We start from the raw sequence: 17,308 nt of genomic DNA, 5'->3' as shown, positions 1-17,308 counted from the left end.
CGACCCTGCCGGCGTGCACGGTCAGCATGCGAGCCCTGGGGCGCGTCCACCACTCAGCGCCTGAGGTCCTCCCGCCGGGCGACATCCACCACAGGGCGCGTGGGCGGCGATGGGAGTGGGCATGCTGAGCCGCATGGAGTTTCCCGAGCCCAGGGGCCCCCTCAGCAGTGCGCTGCGCAGCGACCTGCTCGACGGCGAGCTGTCCCCCGCCACCGTCGCACTCGCCGAGCGCACGGCCGCCGGCAGCAGCGACCCGCTGCACGACGAGGACCTCCAGATCACTCTCGCCGCCTGCTACGAGCTGCACTACCGCGGGTTCGACGGCGTGGACGAGGGCTGGGAGTGGGACCCGGGACTGCTCACCCTCCGGGCGCACCTGGAGCGGGCGCACACCGCGGCACTGCGCGAGCTCGTCGGCCCGCTGCAGGTCACCGACGAACCGGTCGACCAGCAGCTCGTCGCGCTGATCGCCGCCGACGACGGCCCGTCCCTGTCGCGGTACCTCGGCCGGTCCGGCTCCCTGGAGCAGTGGCGCGAGTACCTGACCCTGCGGTCGGTCTACCACCTCAAGGAGGGTGATCCGCACACGTTCGCCCTCCCCCGGCTCAGCGGGCGCACCAAGGCGGCCATGGTGGAGATCCAGGCCGACGAGTACGGCGGCGGCACCCCGGCGCGCATGCACAGCGAGCTCTTCGCCGGGCTGCTGCGCGACCTCGGGCTCGACGACACCTACGGGACTCTCTGGGACGCCGCTCCGGCGCCGGCGTTCACCTCGGTGAACACGATGTCGCTGTTCGGGCTGCACCGCCGGTGGCGCGGTGCGGCTCTCGGTCACCTGACGGCGGTCGAGATGACGTCGTCGGAGCCGAGCCGCCGCTACTCCCTCGGGTTGCGCCGGCTGGGCTTCGAACGGGCGACGACGGTGTTCTACGACGAGCACGTCGAGGCCGACGCGGTGCACGAGCAGATCGCCGCCGTCGACATGTGCGGCTCGCTGGTCGCCGGGGAGCCGCACCTGGCCGCCGACGTGCTCTTCGGCGCGGCGTCCTCGTTGGCCCTCGACGGGCTGACGGCGCGCGCCCTCCTCGGCGCGTGGGAGGCCGGCCGGTCGGCCCTCCGGGGGGACCGCGCGCTCGCCGCCTGACTCCGTGGTCGGGGGGAAACGGTACGGGCCGTTTCCCCTGTAGATCACGCCGGGGATGCCGAAAGGAGTGTCGCTCCCAGATCGACCTCCCGGAGGACCCCATGCGGCGACGCCCCGCACCCACCCAGCCCGCCCCGGCGGGAACGGCGCCGATGCCGCGCGACGTCGAGGCGCTCGAGGCGGTCATCGCCACGCTCGATGCGGGGGTCACGGACGAGCGGGACGCGTACGTGAAGGTGTCCGACGCCCTCGTCGGCTCCCTGGGGCTCACCTACGGCGGTGTCTGGACGCCGGTGCAGGGCGGCGTCCAGCTCGTCGCCGAGCAGGGCGAGATGGCTCCGGCCATGGCCGCCCGGTGGCAGCCGGGCAGCATCATGACGCCGCAGGACGGCCTCGGCGGCCGGGCCATCCGCGAGCGGCGCCCCGTGCTCATGGACCCCACCACCGACAGCAGCACCTGCCTGCGCTGGGCGACGGCGCTGAAGGCCGGCGCCCGGCACGGGTGCGTCCTGCCCATCGTCCAGAACGGCGTGGTCGTGGCGCTGCAGGAGTACTACTCCCGCGACGAGCTCCCCTTCTTCGGCGGGCGGTCGGAGAAGTGGCAGGCGATCGGGCGGGTCGTCGCGCACGCCCGCCGGTCCGCGCTGACCGCCAACCAGCTCCGGGAGACCCTCGACGACCGGGAGGCCGTCACCACCGTCGTCGCCCGGATCGGCGAGGCCACCGACGAGCAGTCCGCCCTGCGCGTCGCGCTGGACACCGTGCGGTCGGCGTTCGGCTGGGCGTACGGCTCCTACTGGGCGCTCGACGAGGAGGAGGACGTCCTGCGGTTCAGCGTCGAGTCCGGCTCGGCCGGCGACGAGTTCCGCACGGTCACCCTCGCCGCCAGCTTCGCCGAGGGCGTCGGTCTCTCCGGCCGGGCATGGCGCAAGCGGGACCTGGTCTTCGTCCGCGACCTCGCCGAGGTCACCGACTGCGTCCGCCGGCCCGCGGCCCAGCGCGCCGGGGTCAAGTCCGGTGTCTGCTTCCCGATCGTCTGCGACGGGCGCGTGGTCGGGACGATGGACTTCTTCGTCACCGAGACCATCGAGCTGTCGGAGTCCCGGGCCTCCGCGCTGCGGAACGTTCAGCAGCTGGTCTCCCAGCGGCTGGACATCCTCCGCCGTGCCGAGGCCGACGCGCTCAACTCCCGGGCCCTGCTGGAGACGGTGAACCTGCTGCGCGAGGCCGCCGACGAGGCCGGCCGCGTGGCGGAGGGCGCGGTGACGCAGGCGTCCTCGATGACCGCCGAGGTCGAGGCACTCGGCACCGCCTCGGCCGCCGTCGGCGACGTCATCGCGATCATCTCCGGCATCGCCGACCAGACCAACCTGCTGGCCCTCAACGCGACCATCGAGGCCGCCCGCGCCGGCGAGCTGGGGCGCGGGTTCGCCGTCGTCGCCAGCGAGGTCAAGGACCTGGCCCGGGAGACCGCCGCGGCGACCAAGAAGGTGTCGGAGCAGATCGCCGGCATCCAGGTCAGCAGCGAGCAGGTCTCGGCGGGCATCCACGCCACCGGTGAGGTCATCCGGCAGCTGGACGCCGTGCAGAACCGGATCGGCGAGGTCCTCGAGCAGCAGGTGCAGATGGCGAGGGCCTTCGAGACCCGGTCCTAACCGGCCGCGTCGGACGTCGGATCGGTGGCGGGACGCAGCTCCGCCACCGGGCGCTTCCGGATCGGGGCGCTCGGCGCGGTGAAGCCGGCCCTCTTGTGCGTGCCGTCGCAGAAGGGCTTGATGCCGGACTTCCCACAGCGGCACAGCGCGACCGTGTCCCGGCCGGGGTCGATCTCGTTCCCGTCGGCGTCCACCAGCCGGAAGTGACCGCGGACGATCAGCGGACCGTCCCGGTAGGGCGTGATGGTCGCCCCCTGCTCGCGGGGGGCGACGTCGTCGGATCGAGGCTCGGACACCCCTCCACCCTGCCCGGCGGTCGGGGGACCCACACGCGCGGTCCCCCGACCGCGGTACGGGCTACCGCTCCCGGACGCCGGCGTGTCCGTCGGCGTGCTCGGCCCGCGGCTCCGGAGCCGTCCCGGACGGCAGCTCGGCACCGGTCCGGTCGACCGCCGCACCGGCGGCGCCCCCCGGCTCGTCGGCCCCGAAGCCGGACGAGTCGAGCACCCGGGCCACCGCGACAGCGATCACCGCGCCCACCAGAGGCGCGACGACGAAGAGCCACACGTGGGACAGCGGGTCGCCCCCGGCGAACAGGGCAGGGCCGACGGAGCGGGCCGGGTTCACCGACGTACCGGTGAGCGGGATGCCGACCAGGTGGACGGCGGTGAGCGTCAGGCCGATCGCCAGCCCCGCGAAGCCCGGGGCGGCGGCCCGGCCGGTCACCAGCAGGACGACCAGCACCAGCACGAAGGTCAGCAGGACCTCGAGGACGAAGGCCCCGCCCGCGCTGATGGTGGCGCCCCAGTCGTTGCTGCCCAGTGCACCGGTCTGGTCGGTCACGTCACCAAACCCGCTGGTCAGCAGTTCCAGCAGCGCCGCACCCGCGATCCCGCCGGCGAACTGGGCGACCCAGTACCCGGCGGCCTCACCCACGGTCATCCCGCCGGAGAGCAGGACGCCCAGGGTGACGGCGGGGTTGACGTGGCACCCCGAGACCGGGCCGATGGCATAGGCCAGGGCGAGGAGGACGAAGCCGAACGCGAAGGCCACCCCGACGGGGCCCAGCAGGTCGAAGCCGGCGACCGCGGAGCCGACCGCGAGGAAGACGAGCAGCGCTGTACCGAGGAACTCGGCGGCCAGCGAGCGGACGAGTGTGGGGGGCACGGGGTCTCACCTCCGGGATCGCCCGCAGGCACGCCCCCGAGCCGCCGGCGGCGGCCGCGCTACGGACCGCTCCCACCGTCGGGGCACGCGTCCCCCGTCTGCCAGGGACCTCCGCCTCCCCTTCAGGGGCCGGAGGGTGCCTGCCCGTAGAAGACCTGCTCCACGACCGTGCGCGCGTGCCGGGTGGTGCGGCCGTAGTCGTCGAGGAACTGCCCGGGGTCGACGTCGGGGCCGGCGCCGCTGGCCCGGGCGACCCCGGCCAACTCCACCCCGGGACGGGGCAGCTGGTCACTGGGCCGTCCGCGCACCAGGAAGACCGCGTTGCGGGCGCGGGTGGCCAGCTCCCAGGCCGCCCGCAGGGCCTCCCCCTGCTCCGCGTCCAGGTGCCCGGCGTCGACCAGGGCGGCGAGCGCGTCGACCGTCGAGGCGACCCGCAGCCGCGGGTCCCCGGCGGCGTGCTGCAGCTGCAGCAGCTGGACGGTCCACTCGACGTCGGCCAGCCCCCCGCGACCGAGCTTCGTGTGGGTCGCCGGATCGGCCCCACGGGGCAGCCGCTCGCGCTCCACCCGCGCCTTGATGCGGCGGATCTCGGCCACCTGATCCGCCGACAGCCCCGCGGCGGGGTACCGCAGTGGCTGGACCATGTCGACGAACGCGGCACCCAGGTCCTCGTCCCCGGCGACCGGCACCGCGCGCAGCAGCGCCTGCACCTCCCAGGTCGAGACCCAGCGCTCGTAGTACTCGCGGAAGGCCTGGAGACTGCGAACCAGGGCACCCTGCCGGCCCTCGGGCCGGAGATCGGCGTCGACCTCGAACGCGGGATCGGGCGCGGGCTCGCCCAGCAGCCGGCGCAGGGTGTGCGCCACGGCGTTCGCCGCCGCGCTCGCCTTCCCCTCGTCGGCGCCCTCGCGCGCCCGGTGCACGAACAGCACGTCGGCGTCGGAGCCGTAGCCCATCTCCGCCCCACCCAGCCGGCCCATGCCGATGACCGCCAGCTGCATCGGCACCTGCTCGACGCCGATACCGGACTGCGCGGCGTGTGCCCGGACGGCGAGGTCCAGCCCCACCTCGAGGGTGGCGACCGCGATGTCGGTGAGGGCCCGGCCCACCCGGACGACGTCCAGGCGGCCCAGCAGGTCGGCCGAGGACACCCGCAGCAGTTCCTGCCGGCGCAGGCCGCGGAGCACGCGGATGCCCGCTTCCGGGTCGGCGGCGCGGGCCGCCGCCTGCCGCCACGCCCGGGTGAGGGCGGCGGCCGAGCGCGGCTCGAGCTCCTCGTCGTCGGCCAGCAACCGCAGCGCCTCCGGCGCCCGGGTGAGCAGCTGGGCCACGTACTGGCTGGAGCCCAGCAGCTGCGACAGCCGCTCGGCGACCTGGCCCTCGTCGCGCAGCAGCCGGAGGAACCACTGGTTGCCGCCGAGCGCCTCGCTCACCTGTCGGTAGGCGAGCAGGCCGGCGTCGGGGTTCGGGCAGTCGGCCAGGGTCTGCAGCACCACCGGGAGCAGGTACTTCTGCATCGACGCCGACCGCGACACCCCGCCGGTGAGCGCACCCATGTGCCGCAGCGCCCCCTCGGGGTCGGCGAAGCCGAGCGCCCGCAGCCAGTCCCCCGCGGCCTTCGAGCCCAGCTGCGCGGCCTCGGCGGGGACCTTGGCCACGGCGGACAGCAGCGGGCGGTAGAAGAGCTTCTCGTGCAGCCGGCGGACCTCGCGGGTGTGCAGCGCCAGCTCCGCGTCGAGCACCGCGACGGCGTCGCCGCGCTGGTCGGGCTTGTAGCCCATCGACCGGGCCAGCCAGCGCAGCTGCTGCTCGTCGGTCGGCAGCAGGTGCGTGCGGCGGAGGCGGAGCAGCTGGAGCCGGTGCTCGACGGTGCGCAGGAACCGGTAGGAGGCGATCAGCGTCGCGGCGTCCTCCCGCCCGACGTACCCGCCAGCCGAGAGCGCCATGAGCGCGGGGAGGGTCCCGCCCACGCGGAGCGTCGGGTCGACGCGGCCGTGCACCAGCTGCAGCAGCTGGACGGCGAACTCGACGTCGCGCAGACCCCCGCGGCCGAGCTTGAGCTCCCGGTCGGCGTGGCCGGCCGGGATGTTGGCCTCCACCCGCCGGCGCATCGCCTGGACCTCGGCGACGAAGCCCGGACGGTTCCCCGCCTCCCACACCCGCGGGAAGAGCTCGTCGACGTAGGCCCGGCCCAGGTCCGGGTCGCCGGCCACGGGCCGCATCTTCAGCAGCGCCTGGAACTCCCAGGTGTGCGCCCACTTCTCGTAGTACGCGGCGTGCCCGGCCAGCGTGCGCACCAGCGCACCCGCCTTGCCCTCGGGGCGCAGCGCGGCGTCGACCTCCCACGCCGCCTCGCGGCAGACCCGCATCAGCGCCGCGGCCACCCGGGTGGCGCTGCTGATCGCGGGGGCCTCCGGATCGCTGGGGTCCACCGGCTCGGCGACGAAGACCACGTCGACGTCGCTGACGTAGTTCAGCTCGCGACCGCCGGTCTTGCCGAGCGCGATGACGGCGAGACGGCAGGGCGCGGCCGACGCCGGCTGCTCGGCGACGGCGACCGCCAGTCCGGCGGTGAGGACGGCGGCGGCGATGTCGGCCAGCTCCGCCGCGGCCTCCTCGGCGACCAGTCCGTCACCCAGATCGCGGCCGGCCAGCGAGAGGATCGCCCGGCGGTAGGCCAGCCGGAGCTCGGCCACCCGCTGCGGGCCGGCGTCCGGTGCCCCCTTCCCCAGCCGCACGCCCCACGGCGGGTCGTCGGGGTCGGCGCCGACCGCCGCGAGCATCTGCCGCTGCAGGCCCTGCGGCGAGGGCCGGGTGGCGCCCGCCCCCTCGTCGTCCAGGACCTCCCAGTCGCCGGGGTGGGCCGCCAGGTGGTCGGCCAGCCCGGAGCTGGCGCCGAGGACGGCGAGCAGCCGGGACCGCAGCCGCGCCGACCCCCGCAGGCGGGCCAGCAGCGAGGCCGCCGCGCCGCCGGTGGGGTCGTCCCGGTCGAGGGACTCGACCAGCCGGCGCAGCGAGAACAGCGCGAGGTCGGGATCGCCCGCGCGGGCGAGCGCGGAGACGACCGGGCCGGCCTCGGGATCGGCGGGCTCGTTGCGGTCGAGGTCCCACAGCCCGAGCGCGGGGTCGGAGAGGAGCTCGGCGGCCTTCTCGCCGTCCTGGAACCCGAACCGCACGAGCCGGACGACGGCCCGGCGCGGGATCTCCCGGGAGGCCGTCACCGGTGGGCCGCCGCGCCGCGCACGAGGTCGGCGAAGCGCGCGGCGAACGGTGCCCAGACGGCCTCGAGGTCGTCGGCGGCCGCCACGGCGCGCGCCTCGTGCTGGGCCGGGTCGTACGGCGAGGCCGCGACGCCCACCGGGTCGCTGTCGGCCCAGGCACGCACCATCTGCGGCGTCGTCTCGACGTGGAACTGCAGCCCGTAGCCGTGCCGCCCGACCCGGAAGGCCTGGTGGGGGTAGACCGGGCTGCCGGCCAGCAGCGTCGCGCCGGCGGGGAGCTCGGAGATCTCGTCGTGGTGCCACTGGACGACGTCCGGGGACAGCGGCAGCGGCCGGAACAACGGATCGGCGTCGGCGGCGTCCCGCTTGGCCACCAGGGTCACCCCGACCTCTGGCCCGGCCACTCCCACGCGCACCTGCCCACCGCCGGCCAGCGCCAGCATCTGGGCGCCCAGGCAGACGCCGAGCACCGGGGTGTCGGCGGCCGCCGCCTGGGCCAGCAGGTGGCGCACCCCGACCAGCTCCGGAAAGGTCCCGTCGTCGTCCAGCGACGACTGCGGGCCGCCCATCACCAGCAGCCCGTCGTGGCCGGTCAAGTCGGCGGGGAGCGTGTCGCCCTCGCGGACCGACCGCACGTCGAGCTCCAGACCCGCCGCGCTGAGCCACTCCCCCAGCCGCGCCGGCGGATCGGTCGGGCTCGGGACGGCGACGAGGAGCCGGGCGGGTCGGTCGGGCACGCCGTCGAGGTTAGCGGCGGCTCCCCGCCCGCGAACCGGCGTCGGCCCGGTGGCGGGGGAACGTGCCCCGGCAACCGACACCGCCTAGGCTCGCGCGGCCGTGTCGATCGCACCGGGGAGGCCTGCGGGATGGCGGTGACCACGCCCGAGCGCACCGAGCCGGTCGAGGCGACCCCGCAGACCGCCCGCCGGTCGGCTCTCGCGCGCTGGGTCCGCGCCGCCGCGGTGCTGATGGTGCTCACCCAGGTGGTGGTCCGCTGGCGGCTGGTGACCGGCCGGGAGTACTACGGCGACGACCTCCGGGTCCTGTACCTGGCCGACACCCACTCGCTGTTCGACCCGTCGTACCTGTTCTACGACTACGACGGGCACTTCATGCCCGGCGGGTTCCTCCTGGCCGGGGTCGTCGAGCGCCTGGCGCCGCTGGACTGGTCGGGCGCTGCCGCCTCGCTCGTCGTGATGCAGCTGCTCGCGTCGCTGGCCCTGCTCCGGCTGCTGCGGGTCCTCCTGGGCGACCGCCCGCTGATGCTCGCGCCGCTGGCCTTCGGGCTCTTCTCCCCCCTGACCCTCGGCTCGTTCACCTGGTGGGCCTCGGCGCTGAACAACATGCCGCTGCAGATCGGCGCGACGGTCTTCGTCACCGAGGCGATCCTGCTGGTGCGGACCGGCGCCCGCCGGCACGCGGTCCTCGGGACCGCGGCGCTGGCGCTGACCTACCTCTTCTACATCAAGACGGTGCTGGTCCCGCCGCTCGGCTTCGCGGTGGCCGTGCTGGTGCTCATGCGCGAGGGCCACCGTCGTTCGCTGTTCGTCGCGCTGCGCCGTGGGTGGGTCCTGTGGCTCGGCGCGTTCGTCGTGACGGCGGCGTGGGCGCTGGCCTACCTGGGCACCCGCACGGAGGAGGCGGCAGAGCGGGGGGACGTCGACGACGTCCTGCTGACCATCCGCACCGGCTTCCGCGTCATGGGCGCAGCCGTCCTGGGTGGGCCGTCGGACTGGGTCAACTCCCGGCCGGGGTCGCCGTACGCACCGGTGGAGCTGCGCACGGCGGTGATCGGCGGGCTGCTGGTGCTGGCCGTCTTCCTGTGGACGTGCGTGCGCCACCGGGGAGCGCTGCTCGTGTGGGCGGTGCTGGTCGTGGAGATCGCGGCGGGCCTGTTCCTCGCCGGGGTCGGGAGAGGGTCGCTCGGACTGGGCGCCTTCACCCCGCTCGCCTGCCGGTACTACGCCGTCGAAGCCGTGCTGCTGCCGCTGACCGCGGCGCTGCTGCTGACCCTGCCGAACCGGAGCGGCACCCGGCGCACTGCGTGGCCGTGGTGGGCCGGGCTCCCGGTCGCCGCGGCCACCGTCGCCTTCGTCGCGGTCGCCCTGACGTCGACCGCCGACCTCCTGCGCGCATGGCAGGTCGACCGGACGGGCGCCTGGCTGGAGACCGCGCGCGACTCGCTCGCCGCCGCCGGCCCGGCCCCGCTGCTGGACCAGACGGCGCCGGCCGACGTCGTCCCGCCGCTGGCGTACCCGAACAACCTGGTCTCGCGCCTGTTCTCGCCGTTCCCCGACCGCGCCGAGTTCGAGGACTGGACGTGGGACCTGCGGCTGTTCGACGAGTCCGGCCGGCTGGTGCCCGCCCAGGTGGTGCCCGGGCCCGCCGTGATCGAGGGCCCCGTGCCCGGCTGCGGCTGGCCGGCCGCGCCCGACGCCGGATCCACGGTCCCCCTGCAGGGACCCCTGCCCGCCTCCGACTGGACGGCACGGCTGGACTACACCGCCGACCGCGACGGCGAGATCAGCGTCGCGCTGGGCTCCGGAGACGCGGTCCGGGCCCCGGTGCGCCAGGGCACCGGGACCCTCTACCTGCGGCTGCCCGGCGAGGGGGCGTCGCTGCAGGTCACGACCGCGACCGCGGGCCTGGGCGTGTGCGTCCGGTCGGGACTCGTCGGGGACGTCGCCCCGATCTGAGTCACAGTCCGGGCAGGTACCGCTTCAGCTCGAACGGCGTGACGTTCTGCCGGTAGGAGTTGAACTCCTCCCACTTGTTGCGCAGGAAGAACTGGAAGACGTGCTCGCCGAGGGTCTCGGCCACCAGCTCGCTGCTCTGCATCGCGGTGAGCGCCTCGCCGAGGGACACCGGGAGGTCCTCGTACCCGGCCGCGCGCCGCTCGGTGTCGGTCAGCGACCAGACGTCGTCCTCGGCCTCCGGCGGCAGCTCGTACCCCTTCTCGATCCCGCGCAGGCCGGCGGCGAGCAGGACGGCGAAGGTGAGGTAGGGGTTGGACGCCGAGTCCGGTGACCGGACCTCGACCCGTGCCGACTGGCCCTTGTTCGGCTTGTAGCTGGGCAGCCGCACCAGCGCCGAGCGGTTGGCCCGGCCCCAGGTCGCCGCGGTGGGCGCCTCGGTGCCGGCGAGCAGCCGCCGGTAGGAGTTCACCGTCTGGTTGGTGACCGCGGTGACCTCGCGGGCGTGGGTCAGCAGGCCGGCGATGAACTGCTTGCCCGTCGTCGACAGGCGCATGGGGTCGGCCGGGTCGTGGAAGGCGTTGCGGTCGCCCTCGAACAGCGACAGGTGGGTGTGCATCGCCGAGCCGGCCAGCTCGGTGAACGGCTTGGGCATGAAGGTGGCGTGCACGCCCTGGGCGAGCGCGACCTCACGGACGACGTGCCGCAGGGTCATGATGTTGTCCGCCATCGACAGCGCGTCGGCGTAGCGCAGGTCGATCTCCTGCTGGCCGGGCGCGACCTCGTGGTGGCTGAACTCCACCGAGATGCCCATGGCCTCGAGCGCGAAGACGGCCTCGCGGCGGAAGTCGTGCGCCACGTTGTGCGTCGACAGGTCGAAGTAGCCGCCGGTGTCGGCCGGCTGGGGCGGGCTGCCGTCGGTCGGCAGGTCCTTGAGCAGGAAGAACTCGATCTCGGGATGGGTGTAGAAGGTGAACCCCATGTCGGCGGCCTTGCCCAGCGCGCGGCGCAGCACGTGCCGCGGGTCGGCCCACGACGGGGAGCCGTCGGGCAGCGTGATGTCGCAGAACATCCGCGCGGTGTCACTGGGCTTGCCGTTGCGGGCCGGCATCACCTGGAACGTGCCCGGGTCGGGCTTGGCGAGCATGTCGGACTCGTAGACACGCGCGAAGCCCTCGATCGCCGAGCCGTCGAACCCGATGCCCTCGGCGAAGGCGGCCTCGATCTCCGCAGGGGCGACGGCCACCGCCTTGAGGTAGCCCGAGACGTCGGTGAACCACAGCCGCACGAAGCGGATGTCGCGTTCCTCGAGGGTGCGCAGGACGAACTCCTGCTGTCGGTCCATGCTCGCCATGATCCAGTCCGCTCGTTGCCGTGATGTGAACCGCCGTGGTGTGTCGGCTCCCCCCAGCCTGCCTCGTCCGGGCGCAGCGCACACGGGGGTGGCTTTGCACCCGCCCGCGTGTCGGGGGTCCGGAGGACGTGAGCACCGGAACAGCCGACCCGCCTGGCCCCGTCCACGGGCGCGGAGTTGGATGGGCCCGTGAGCGAACAGGTGCAGCTCAGAGTGGCTCTCGCCCAGGTGGACACGCGGGTCGGCGACATCGCCGGCAACACCGAGCTCGTCGTCGACTGGGCGGCGCGGGCGGCGCGGGCCGACGCGCACGTCGTCGTGTTCCCCGAGATGACGCTGACCGGTTACCCGGCCGAGGACCTCGTGCTGCGCGAGTCCTTCGCCCGGGCCAGCGAGCACGCGCTGGTCGATCTCGCCACGACGCTGGACGAGAAGGGCCTGGGCGGGACGGCGGTGGTGGTCGGCTACCTGGCGCACACCGAGGGCCGTGGCCCCGCCGCGGTCGACGAGCCGCCGACAGCCGACGAGGACCGCCCCGCCGACGCCAACCCCCGCCACGGCGCCCCCCGCAACGCGGCCGCGCTGCTGTACGGCGGCGAGGTCGTCGTCCGCTACTACAAGCGGCACCTGCCCAACTACGGCGTCTTCGACGAGGCGCGCTACTTCGTCCCCGGCACGGAGCTGCCGGTGGTGCGGCTGCACGGCGTGGACGTCGCACTGACCGTCTGCGAGGACCTGTGGGTCGAGGGCGGGCCGTGCGGCGTCGCCGGTGAGGCCGGGGTGGACGTCGTCCTCTCCCCCAACGCCTCGCCCTACGAGCGGGCCAAGGACGACGCCCGGCTGCCGATGGTCCAGCGGCGTGCCGCCGAGGCACGGGCCTCGGTCGTGTACTGCAACCAGGTCGGCGGGCAGGACGAGCTGGTCTTCGACGGCGACTCCATGGCCGTCGCCCCCGACGGGACGCTGCTGGCCCGCGCGCCCCAGTTCGTCGAGCACCTGCTGACCGTCGACCTCGCGATCGACCCGTCCTCGGTGCCGGAGCGCCGCGAGGGGCGGATCGGCCCGATGACCGTGACGCGGCACGTGCTGTCCACCGAGCCGGTGCCGGCGTACGAGCCGCTGCCCGCCGCGGTGGCCGAGCCGCTGAGCGACTGCGAGGAGGTCTGGCGGGCCCTGGTCCTGGGGCTGCGCGACTTCATCGGGAAGAACGGCATGCCCTCGGTGGTGCTGGGTCTCTCCGGTGGCATCGACTCCGCGCTGGTCGCCGCGCTGGCCGTCGACGCGCTCGGCCCTGACCGGGTGTACGGCGTCGGGTTGCCCTCGAAGTGGTCGAGCGAGCACTCCCTCGCCGACGCCGAGGACCTCGCGCAGCGGACCGGCCTGCACTACACGGTGGTGCCGATCGCCCCGATGGTCGACGCCTACGAGTCCTCGGTGGAGCTCTCCGGTGTGGCCGCGGAGAACCTGCAGGCCCGCGTGCGCGGGACGCTGCTCATGGCGCTGTCCAACCAGCACGGGCACCTGCTGCTCACCACGGGCAACAAGAGCGAGGTCGCCGTCGGCTACTCGACGCTGTACGGCGACTCCGCCGGTGGGTTCGCGCCCATCAAGGACGTGCCGAAGACCCTGGTGTGGGAGCTGGCCCGCTGGCGGAACGCGTACGCGGCCGAGCGCGGGGAGACCGAGCCGATCCCGGCGAACTCGATCGAGAAGCCGCCGTCGGCCGAGCTCGCCCCCGGCCAGCAGGACTCGGACTCGCTGCCCTCCTACGAGGAGCTCGACGCGGTGGTCGCCGACTACGTCGACCGCGACCTCGGCATGGCCGAGCTGCTCGAGCGCGGACACGACCCGGAGATCGTGGCGCGGGTGCTCCGGCTGGTGGACACGGCGGAGTTCAAGCGCCGCCAGTCCGCCCCCGGCACCAAGATCAGCCTCAAGGCCTTCGGCCGGGACCGCCGGCTGCCGATCACCAACCGCTGGCGGGAGACCCTGCCGACCGTCGTCGAAGGAGCCAAGTGAACGAGCTCGCGAGTTCACCGGAGGACCTGTCGTGAGCGAGTCACCGCTGTACGGAGGGACCTCGACCGCACGGGTGCGGATCCACCACCTGCAGCAGGCCAAGGAGCGCGGCGAGAAGTGGTCGATGCTCACCGCCTACGACACCTACAGCGCGGCGATCTTCGAGGAGGCCGGCATCCCGGTGATGCTGGTCGGTGACTCCGCCGGCAACGTGGTGATGGGGCTGACCAGCACGGTGCCGGTCACGGTCGAGGACATCCTCTTCATGACCCGGGCGGTCACCCGCTCGACGAAGCGCGCGCTGATCGTGGCCGACATGCCCTTCGGCAGCTACGAGTCCGGCCCGCAGCAGGCCTTCGACACCGCCGTCCGCCTCATGAAGGAGGGCGGCGCGCAGGCGGTCAAGCTCGAGGGCGGGGTGCGGGTCGCCCCCCAGATCAGGCTGCTGCACGAGTCCGGCATCCCGGTCATGGCGCACATCGGCTTCACGCCGCAGAGCGAGCACGCCCTCGGCGGATTCCGGGTCCAGGGCCGCGGCGCCGGCGCCGAGCAGCTGCTGGCCGACGCCCGGGCGGTGCAGGAGGCGGGCGCGTTCGCCGTCGTCATGGAGATGGTGCCGGCCGAGATCGCCGGGCAGGTGACGACGGAGCTCACGATCCCGACGGTCGGCATCGGCGCCGGACCGGACTGCGACGCCCAGGTGCTGGTCTGGCCGGACATGGCCGGGCTCAACGGCGGCCGCGTGCCGAAGTTCGTGAAGAAGTACGCCGACGTGCGGGCGGAGCTGCTGCGCGCGGCGCAGGAGTTCGCCGACGAGGTCCGCGGCGGCGTCTTCCCGGACCCCGAGCACTCCTTCGAGTAGTCCGGCGCCAGGGGCACCTCGACCGACCGCGCCGGCTGGTTGGCTCCCGCTGTGCCCACCGACACCGGCTGGCGCAGCTCGCTCCCGCTGTCGGCGCCCCGGTGACCGAGGTCGACGAGGTGCTCACGCCGACGGAGCTGGCGTGGCGGAACCTGTACGAGCTGCCCTGGCGGCACCGGCACCCGGTGCTCTCCGCGCTGGTCGTTTTCCCGACGTTGCCGGAGCGATCGGACCGGCAACGTCGGGAGACCGCCCGCAGAGTCGGCTCACGCCCGACGGCGGCGACCGCGTTCCAGGGCCCGGTGCACCCGGGGCCCCAGGACCTGCGGGGTCAACTCGCGCCAGACCCACCGGACGACGCCCAGCTCCTGGTCGCGGAGCGCGTCCTCGCGGAGCTTCTCGTCGAAGACGGCGTCACCGGGCTCCTCCCCGGGCCGCAACAGCCGGCCGTACTTCACCCGCCCGTCGAACTCGCCGATCACCCGCTCGTCCTCCCACGCGAAGTCGACCCGCCCCAGCGAGGAGCCCGCCGCGTCGGTCACCCTCAGCTGCAGCGACGACGGCGAGAGCCCGAGTCCGTGCAGGAGCACGCGGCTGCGGCTCTCGCCGACGCTCTCGCTGCGACCGTCGGCGAAACGAGCAGCGCGTCCAGCCGCCCGGGCGCCGGGCACGCGGCCGAGCTCCGCCACTGCCTCGGTCAGGTCGAGCGGGTCGAGCCGACGCCGGAACAGGGCAGCGTCGAGCGTCACGACCGACGGCTCGAAGGGCAGGGTGCGGGCCAGGTCGAGGACGGTGCGGACGACGCTCGTGACGCGGACCCCGTCGACGAGCACCACCTCGTCGTCCCGCAGGCGGCTGACGTGGCAGTGCAGCGCGCGCCCCACCTCGGCCGTCGCAGGCGGGTTCCGGGTCACGTGGACGCGACCGAGGGGAACGCCCCAGAGCAGGAGCCCGTGGAGGACGGCGGCGGACTGGTGGCTGACCACGGCGGGCCGGCGGAGCGCTGCCAGCGTCGCCGTGACCAGCCGGCGGTGCCTCCGGCCGGCGTCGCGCGCGATCTCAGGAGGCACGTAGGCGCCGGGGCGTAGCCGGGTCAGCTCACCCCGGCGCAGCCGCCGATCGGGCTCGTCGTCCGACCACCCCTCGGCCAGGGCGGTCCGGCGAAGGACGAGGTCCGGCGGCTCCCAGGTCTCCATGGACCGACCGTGCCCCGGCCGGACCCTCCGCGGTCCCGAGCGCACCGGCCGGTGGACGGCCCACGTGGGTGTGGACGGCGGCCTTGCGGGTGGTTCCCCGACGTTGCCGGCGGGATCCGACCGGCGGGGTCCGGAAACCGCCCGCAGAGTCGCAGGGAGGAGGTCGCCCGGTGACGGTCAGACGTCGGTGACGCGGACGCCGGCGTGGACCTTGTACCGGCGGTTGACCGACACGAGGTTGATGGTCAGGGCCTCGACCTGGCGGGCGTTGCGCAGCCGGCCGGCGTAGATCCCGCGCATGCCCGGCAGCCGCCCGGCCAGCGCCTGGACCAGGTCGGTGGAGGGACGGTCGTCACCGACCACCATCACGTCGCCGTCCAGGGTGGGCTTCGACAGGTCCTCCAGGAGGACGGCGGAGAGGTGGTGGAACGCGCCGACCACGTGCGAGTCGGGCAGCAGCGCCGCCGCCTGCTGGGTGACGCTGCCCTCGGGGACGTCCAGCACGTACGCGCCGAGCTCGTCGAAGCCCATCGGCACCACGCAGTCGACGACGACCTTGCCGGCCAGCGGCTCGGCGAGCTCGGCCAGCGTGTCCGCGTGCCCGGCGAACGGCACCGCGACGATCACGAGGTCCGCGGCGCCGGCCACGTCGGCGTTCCCGCCACCGGTCACCGAGGCCTGCACCCCGCCGGCGGCCGACGCGCGCTCGGCGACCTGGGTGGCGACCTCCGCGGCGCGGTCGGCGTCACGGGAGCCCAGCAGGACCCGTTGTCCCGCGGCGGCCAGCCGGACCGCCAGCCCGCGACCCTGCGGCCCGGTGCCACCGAGCACCCCGACGACCAGTTCCTCCACGGCGCGTCCGTCCGACACGGTGCCTCCTCGCGACCCCGGACCGTCCTGGGGTTCGGCAGCGATCATGCCGGGCGGGTCAGTCGCCCTCCCACGCGCGGTCCTCCTGCGTGAGCTTCTGCTCCCGCTCGGCCACCGACTGCAGCGCGTGCTCGGCCTCGGCTCGGGTGGCGTACGGCCCGAGCCGGTGCCGCTCCGCGCAGCCGTCACGGGTCTCGACGGTGTGGTGCTTGAGGCAGTAGAACCACGGGCCCTCGGCCACGGACACCTCCCAGGTCACGGCCCCCGACGGGGACATCCACTGCAACGGACCGTAGGACCTCAACCCTTCCCGCGCCGGTCGTCGACGGGTCCGGCGGGGTGGCCGGTGTAGTCCCAGAGGCTGACCACCCCGACGCCGAGCCGGACGGAGAGGTCCTCGGCGAGCGGGACCGACTCGTCGGGCTGCGTCGCCGCCTCCGAGTCCGGACCGAAGACGGCCGCCATCTCCGCGCGGTGGGCCTCGGTGTCGCGCAGCACGTAGCGGACGCCGCCGCCGTCCGCGGGGAACACGACGACGGTGACCTCCTCGTTGAGCACGTAGACGTGCTCGGGGTCGGGCACCTCGTCAGACATCGACCATCACCTGGTCGTGCCGGGCGTAGAACGCCGTCATCTCCTCCGGCGAGGGGCGGCGGCCGCTGCGCCGCAGCTCGGCCATCTCCGCGAAGAACTCCTCCCGGGCGATGCCGGGGGTGAACAGGATGAGGAAGGTCGCCGGCTCGTCGGAGTCGTTGCGGAAGCCGTGCACCCCCCTCTCGTGCGCCAGCGCGAAGTCACCGGCGCGGCACGGCTGCCAGCGGTCCCCGGCGAAGAGCGTCAGTTCCCCCGAGACGACGTAGAACGACTCGGAGAACGTCTGGTGGTAGTGCGGAGCCGCGCCACCGGTGCGCGGGGCGAGGCGGTACTCGACCAGTCCGAAGCGGCCGGCCGTCACCGCGCCGGGGGCGACCATGCGCAGCGCCGCCGAGCCGGCCTCGACCATCGGGTGGTCGGCCAGGGTGCGGACGTCGACGAGGGCGGGATCCAGGAGCGTCACGGGTCCACCCTGCCCCCGATCGGGTCCCCCGCCCACCCCTCGGGGCGACATCCGGCGACGGCCGGCCCCC

General features: G+C 74.4%; 15 protein-coding genes. 5 read left to right on the top strand and 10 right to left on the bottom strand.

What is annotated here, in order from left to right; all coding sequences use genetic code 11:
- Positions 1-133 precede the first annotated feature (133 nt).
- Both DQ240_RS11455 and DQ240_RS24415 read left to right on the top strand, forming a co-directional pair.
- Positions 134-1,144: an iron-containing redox enzyme family protein gene (locus DQ240_RS11455; RefSeq protein ID WP_113839770.1), complete on the top strand. Its 1,011-nt coding sequence runs from the start codon at positions 134-136 to the stop codon at positions 1,142-1,144.
- Positions 1,145-1,245: 101 nt separating this feature from the next.
- Entirely contained in the window at positions 1,246-2,799 is a 1,554-nt protein-coding gene (locus DQ240_RS24415) for a methyl-accepting chemotaxis protein (protein ID WP_113839727.1), read from the top strand.
- On the opposite strand, the gene DQ240_RS11445 is transcribed toward DQ240_RS24415, so the two are convergent.
- The 4 genes from DQ240_RS11445 to DQ240_RS11430 all read right to left on the bottom strand — a co-directional run bounded on the left by DQ240_RS11445 (position 2,796) and on the right by DQ240_RS11430 (position 7,924).
- A complete protein-coding gene (locus DQ240_RS11445; RefSeq protein WP_113839726.1) occupies positions 2,796-3,095 on the bottom strand; it encodes a CDGSH iron-sulfur domain-containing protein in 300 nt (99 codons plus the stop codon). The two genes, DQ240_RS24415 and DQ240_RS11445, sit on opposite strands and share 4 nt — an antisense overlap.
- Before the next feature lie 61 nt (positions 3,096-3,156).
- Entirely contained in the window at positions 3,157-3,966 is an 810-nt protein-coding gene (locus tag DQ240_RS11440; protein WP_113839725.1) for an aquaporin, read from the bottom strand.
- A gap of 122 nt (positions 3,967-4,088) precedes the next feature.
- A complete protein-coding gene (locus DQ240_RS11435) occupies positions 4,089-7,187 on the bottom strand; it encodes a bifunctional [glutamine synthetase] adenylyltransferase/[glutamine synthetase]-adenylyl-L-tyrosine phosphorylase (RefSeq protein ID WP_113839724.1) in 3,099 nt (1,032 codons plus the stop codon).
- Entirely contained in the window at positions 7,184-7,924 is a 741-nt protein-coding gene (locus DQ240_RS11430; RefSeq protein WP_113839723.1) for a type 1 glutamine amidotransferase, read from the bottom strand. The genes DQ240_RS11435 and DQ240_RS11430 overlap by 4 nt, the downstream gene beginning before the upstream one ends.
- Before the next feature lie 129 nt (positions 7,925-8,053).
- Between DQ240_RS11430 and DQ240_RS11425 the strand changes: the two genes are divergently transcribed.
- A complete protein-coding gene (locus DQ240_RS11425; protein WP_113839722.1) occupies positions 8,054-9,883 on the top strand; it encodes a hypothetical protein in 1,830 nt (609 codons plus the stop codon).
- Between the two features lies 1 nt (position 9,884).
- Here DQ240_RS11425 and DQ240_RS11420 read toward each other — a convergent pair whose 3' ends face one another.
- A complete protein-coding gene (locus tag DQ240_RS11420; RefSeq protein WP_113839769.1) occupies positions 9,885-11,225 on the bottom strand; it encodes a glutamine synthetase family protein in 1,341 nt (446 codons plus the stop codon).
- A gap of 198 nt (positions 11,226-11,423) precedes the next feature.
- Here DQ240_RS11420 and DQ240_RS11415 point away from each other — a divergent pair, with 198 nt between their 5' ends.
- A complete protein-coding gene (locus tag DQ240_RS11415) occupies positions 11,424-13,253 on the top strand; it encodes an NAD+ synthase (protein WP_113839721.1) in 1,830 nt (609 codons plus the stop codon).
- A 31-nt stretch (positions 13,254-13,284) separates the two neighbouring features.
- On the top strand, positions 13,285-14,115 hold the full coding sequence (panB, locus tag DQ240_RS11410) for a 3-methyl-2-oxobutanoate hydroxymethyltransferase (protein ID WP_113839720.1): 831 nt from the start codon (positions 13,285-13,287) through the stop codon (positions 14,113-14,115).
- Positions 14,116-14,381: 266 nt separating this feature from the next.
- On the opposite strand, the gene DQ240_RS11405 is transcribed toward panB, so the two are convergent.
- The 5 genes from DQ240_RS11405 to DQ240_RS11385 all read right to left on the bottom strand — a co-directional run bounded on the left by DQ240_RS11405 (position 14,382) and on the right by DQ240_RS11385 (position 17,238).
- A complete protein-coding gene (locus DQ240_RS11405) occupies positions 14,382-15,311 on the bottom strand; it encodes a hypothetical protein (RefSeq protein WP_113839719.1) in 930 nt (309 codons plus the stop codon).
- A 177-nt stretch (positions 15,312-15,488) separates the two neighbouring features.
- Positions 15,489-16,181: an NADPH-dependent F420 reductase gene (npdG, locus tag DQ240_RS11400; protein WP_113839718.1), complete on the bottom strand. Its 693-nt coding sequence runs from the start codon at positions 16,179-16,181 to the stop codon at positions 15,489-15,491.
- A gap of 58 nt (positions 16,182-16,239) precedes the next feature.
- Positions 16,240-16,458 (bottom strand): hypothetical protein, encoded by a 219-nt coding sequence (locus DQ240_RS11395; RefSeq protein ID WP_233498645.1) that lies wholly within the window; start codon positions 16,456-16,458, stop codon positions 16,240-16,242.
- A gap of 23 nt (positions 16,459-16,481) precedes the next feature.
- Positions 16,482-16,775, bottom strand: coding sequence for a hypothetical protein (locus DQ240_RS11390; protein WP_147261979.1), 294 nt, complete (start codon positions 16,773-16,775; stop codon positions 16,482-16,484).
- Positions 16,768-17,238 (bottom strand): cupin domain-containing protein, encoded by a 471-nt coding sequence (locus tag DQ240_RS11385; protein WP_113839716.1) that lies wholly within the window; start codon positions 17,236-17,238, stop codon positions 16,768-16,770. Before DQ240_RS11385 ends, DQ240_RS11390 begins: the two co-directional genes overlap by 8 nt.
- Positions 17,239-17,308: the final 70 nt, after the last annotated feature.

It is taken from the genome of Blastococcus sp. TF02A-26, from assembly GCF_003319125.1.
Taxonomy (GTDB): domain Bacteria; phylum Actinomycetota; class Actinomycetes; order Mycobacteriales; family Geodermatophilaceae; genus Trujillonella.
This window is presented reverse-complemented; position numbering and strand designations above follow the sequence as displayed.

What these genes read in the sequence shown, in the direction of transcription:
- DQ240_RS11455 (WP_113839770.1), top strand. Translation starts at nt 134, where the DNA reads ATGGAGTTTCCCGAGCCCAGGGGCCCCCTCAGCAGTGCGCTGCGCAGC.
- DQ240_RS24415 (WP_113839727.1), top strand. Translation starts at nt 1,246, where the DNA reads ATGCGGCGACGCCCCGCACCCACCCAGCCCGCCCCGGCGGGAACGGCG.
- DQ240_RS11425 (WP_113839722.1), top strand. Translation starts at nt 8,054, where the DNA reads ATGGCGGTGACCACGCCCGAGCGCACCGAGCCGGTCGAGGCGACCCCG.
- DQ240_RS11420 (WP_113839769.1), bottom strand. Translation starts at nt 11,225, where the DNA reads ATGGACCGACAGCAGGAGTTCGTCCTGCGCACCCTCGAGGAACGCGAC.
- DQ240_RS11405 (WP_113839719.1), bottom strand. Translation starts at nt 15,311, where the DNA reads ATGGAGACCTGGGAGCCGCCGGACCTCGTCCTTCGCCGGACCGCCCTG.
- DQ240_RS11395 (WP_233498645.1), bottom strand. Translation starts at nt 16,458, where the DNA reads ATGTCCCCGTCGGGGGCCGTGACCTGGGAGGTGTCCGTGGCCGAGGGC.
- DQ240_RS11390 (WP_147261979.1), bottom strand. Translation starts at nt 16,775, where the DNA reads ATGTCTGACGAGGTGCCCGACCCCGAGCACGTCTACGTGCTCAACGAG.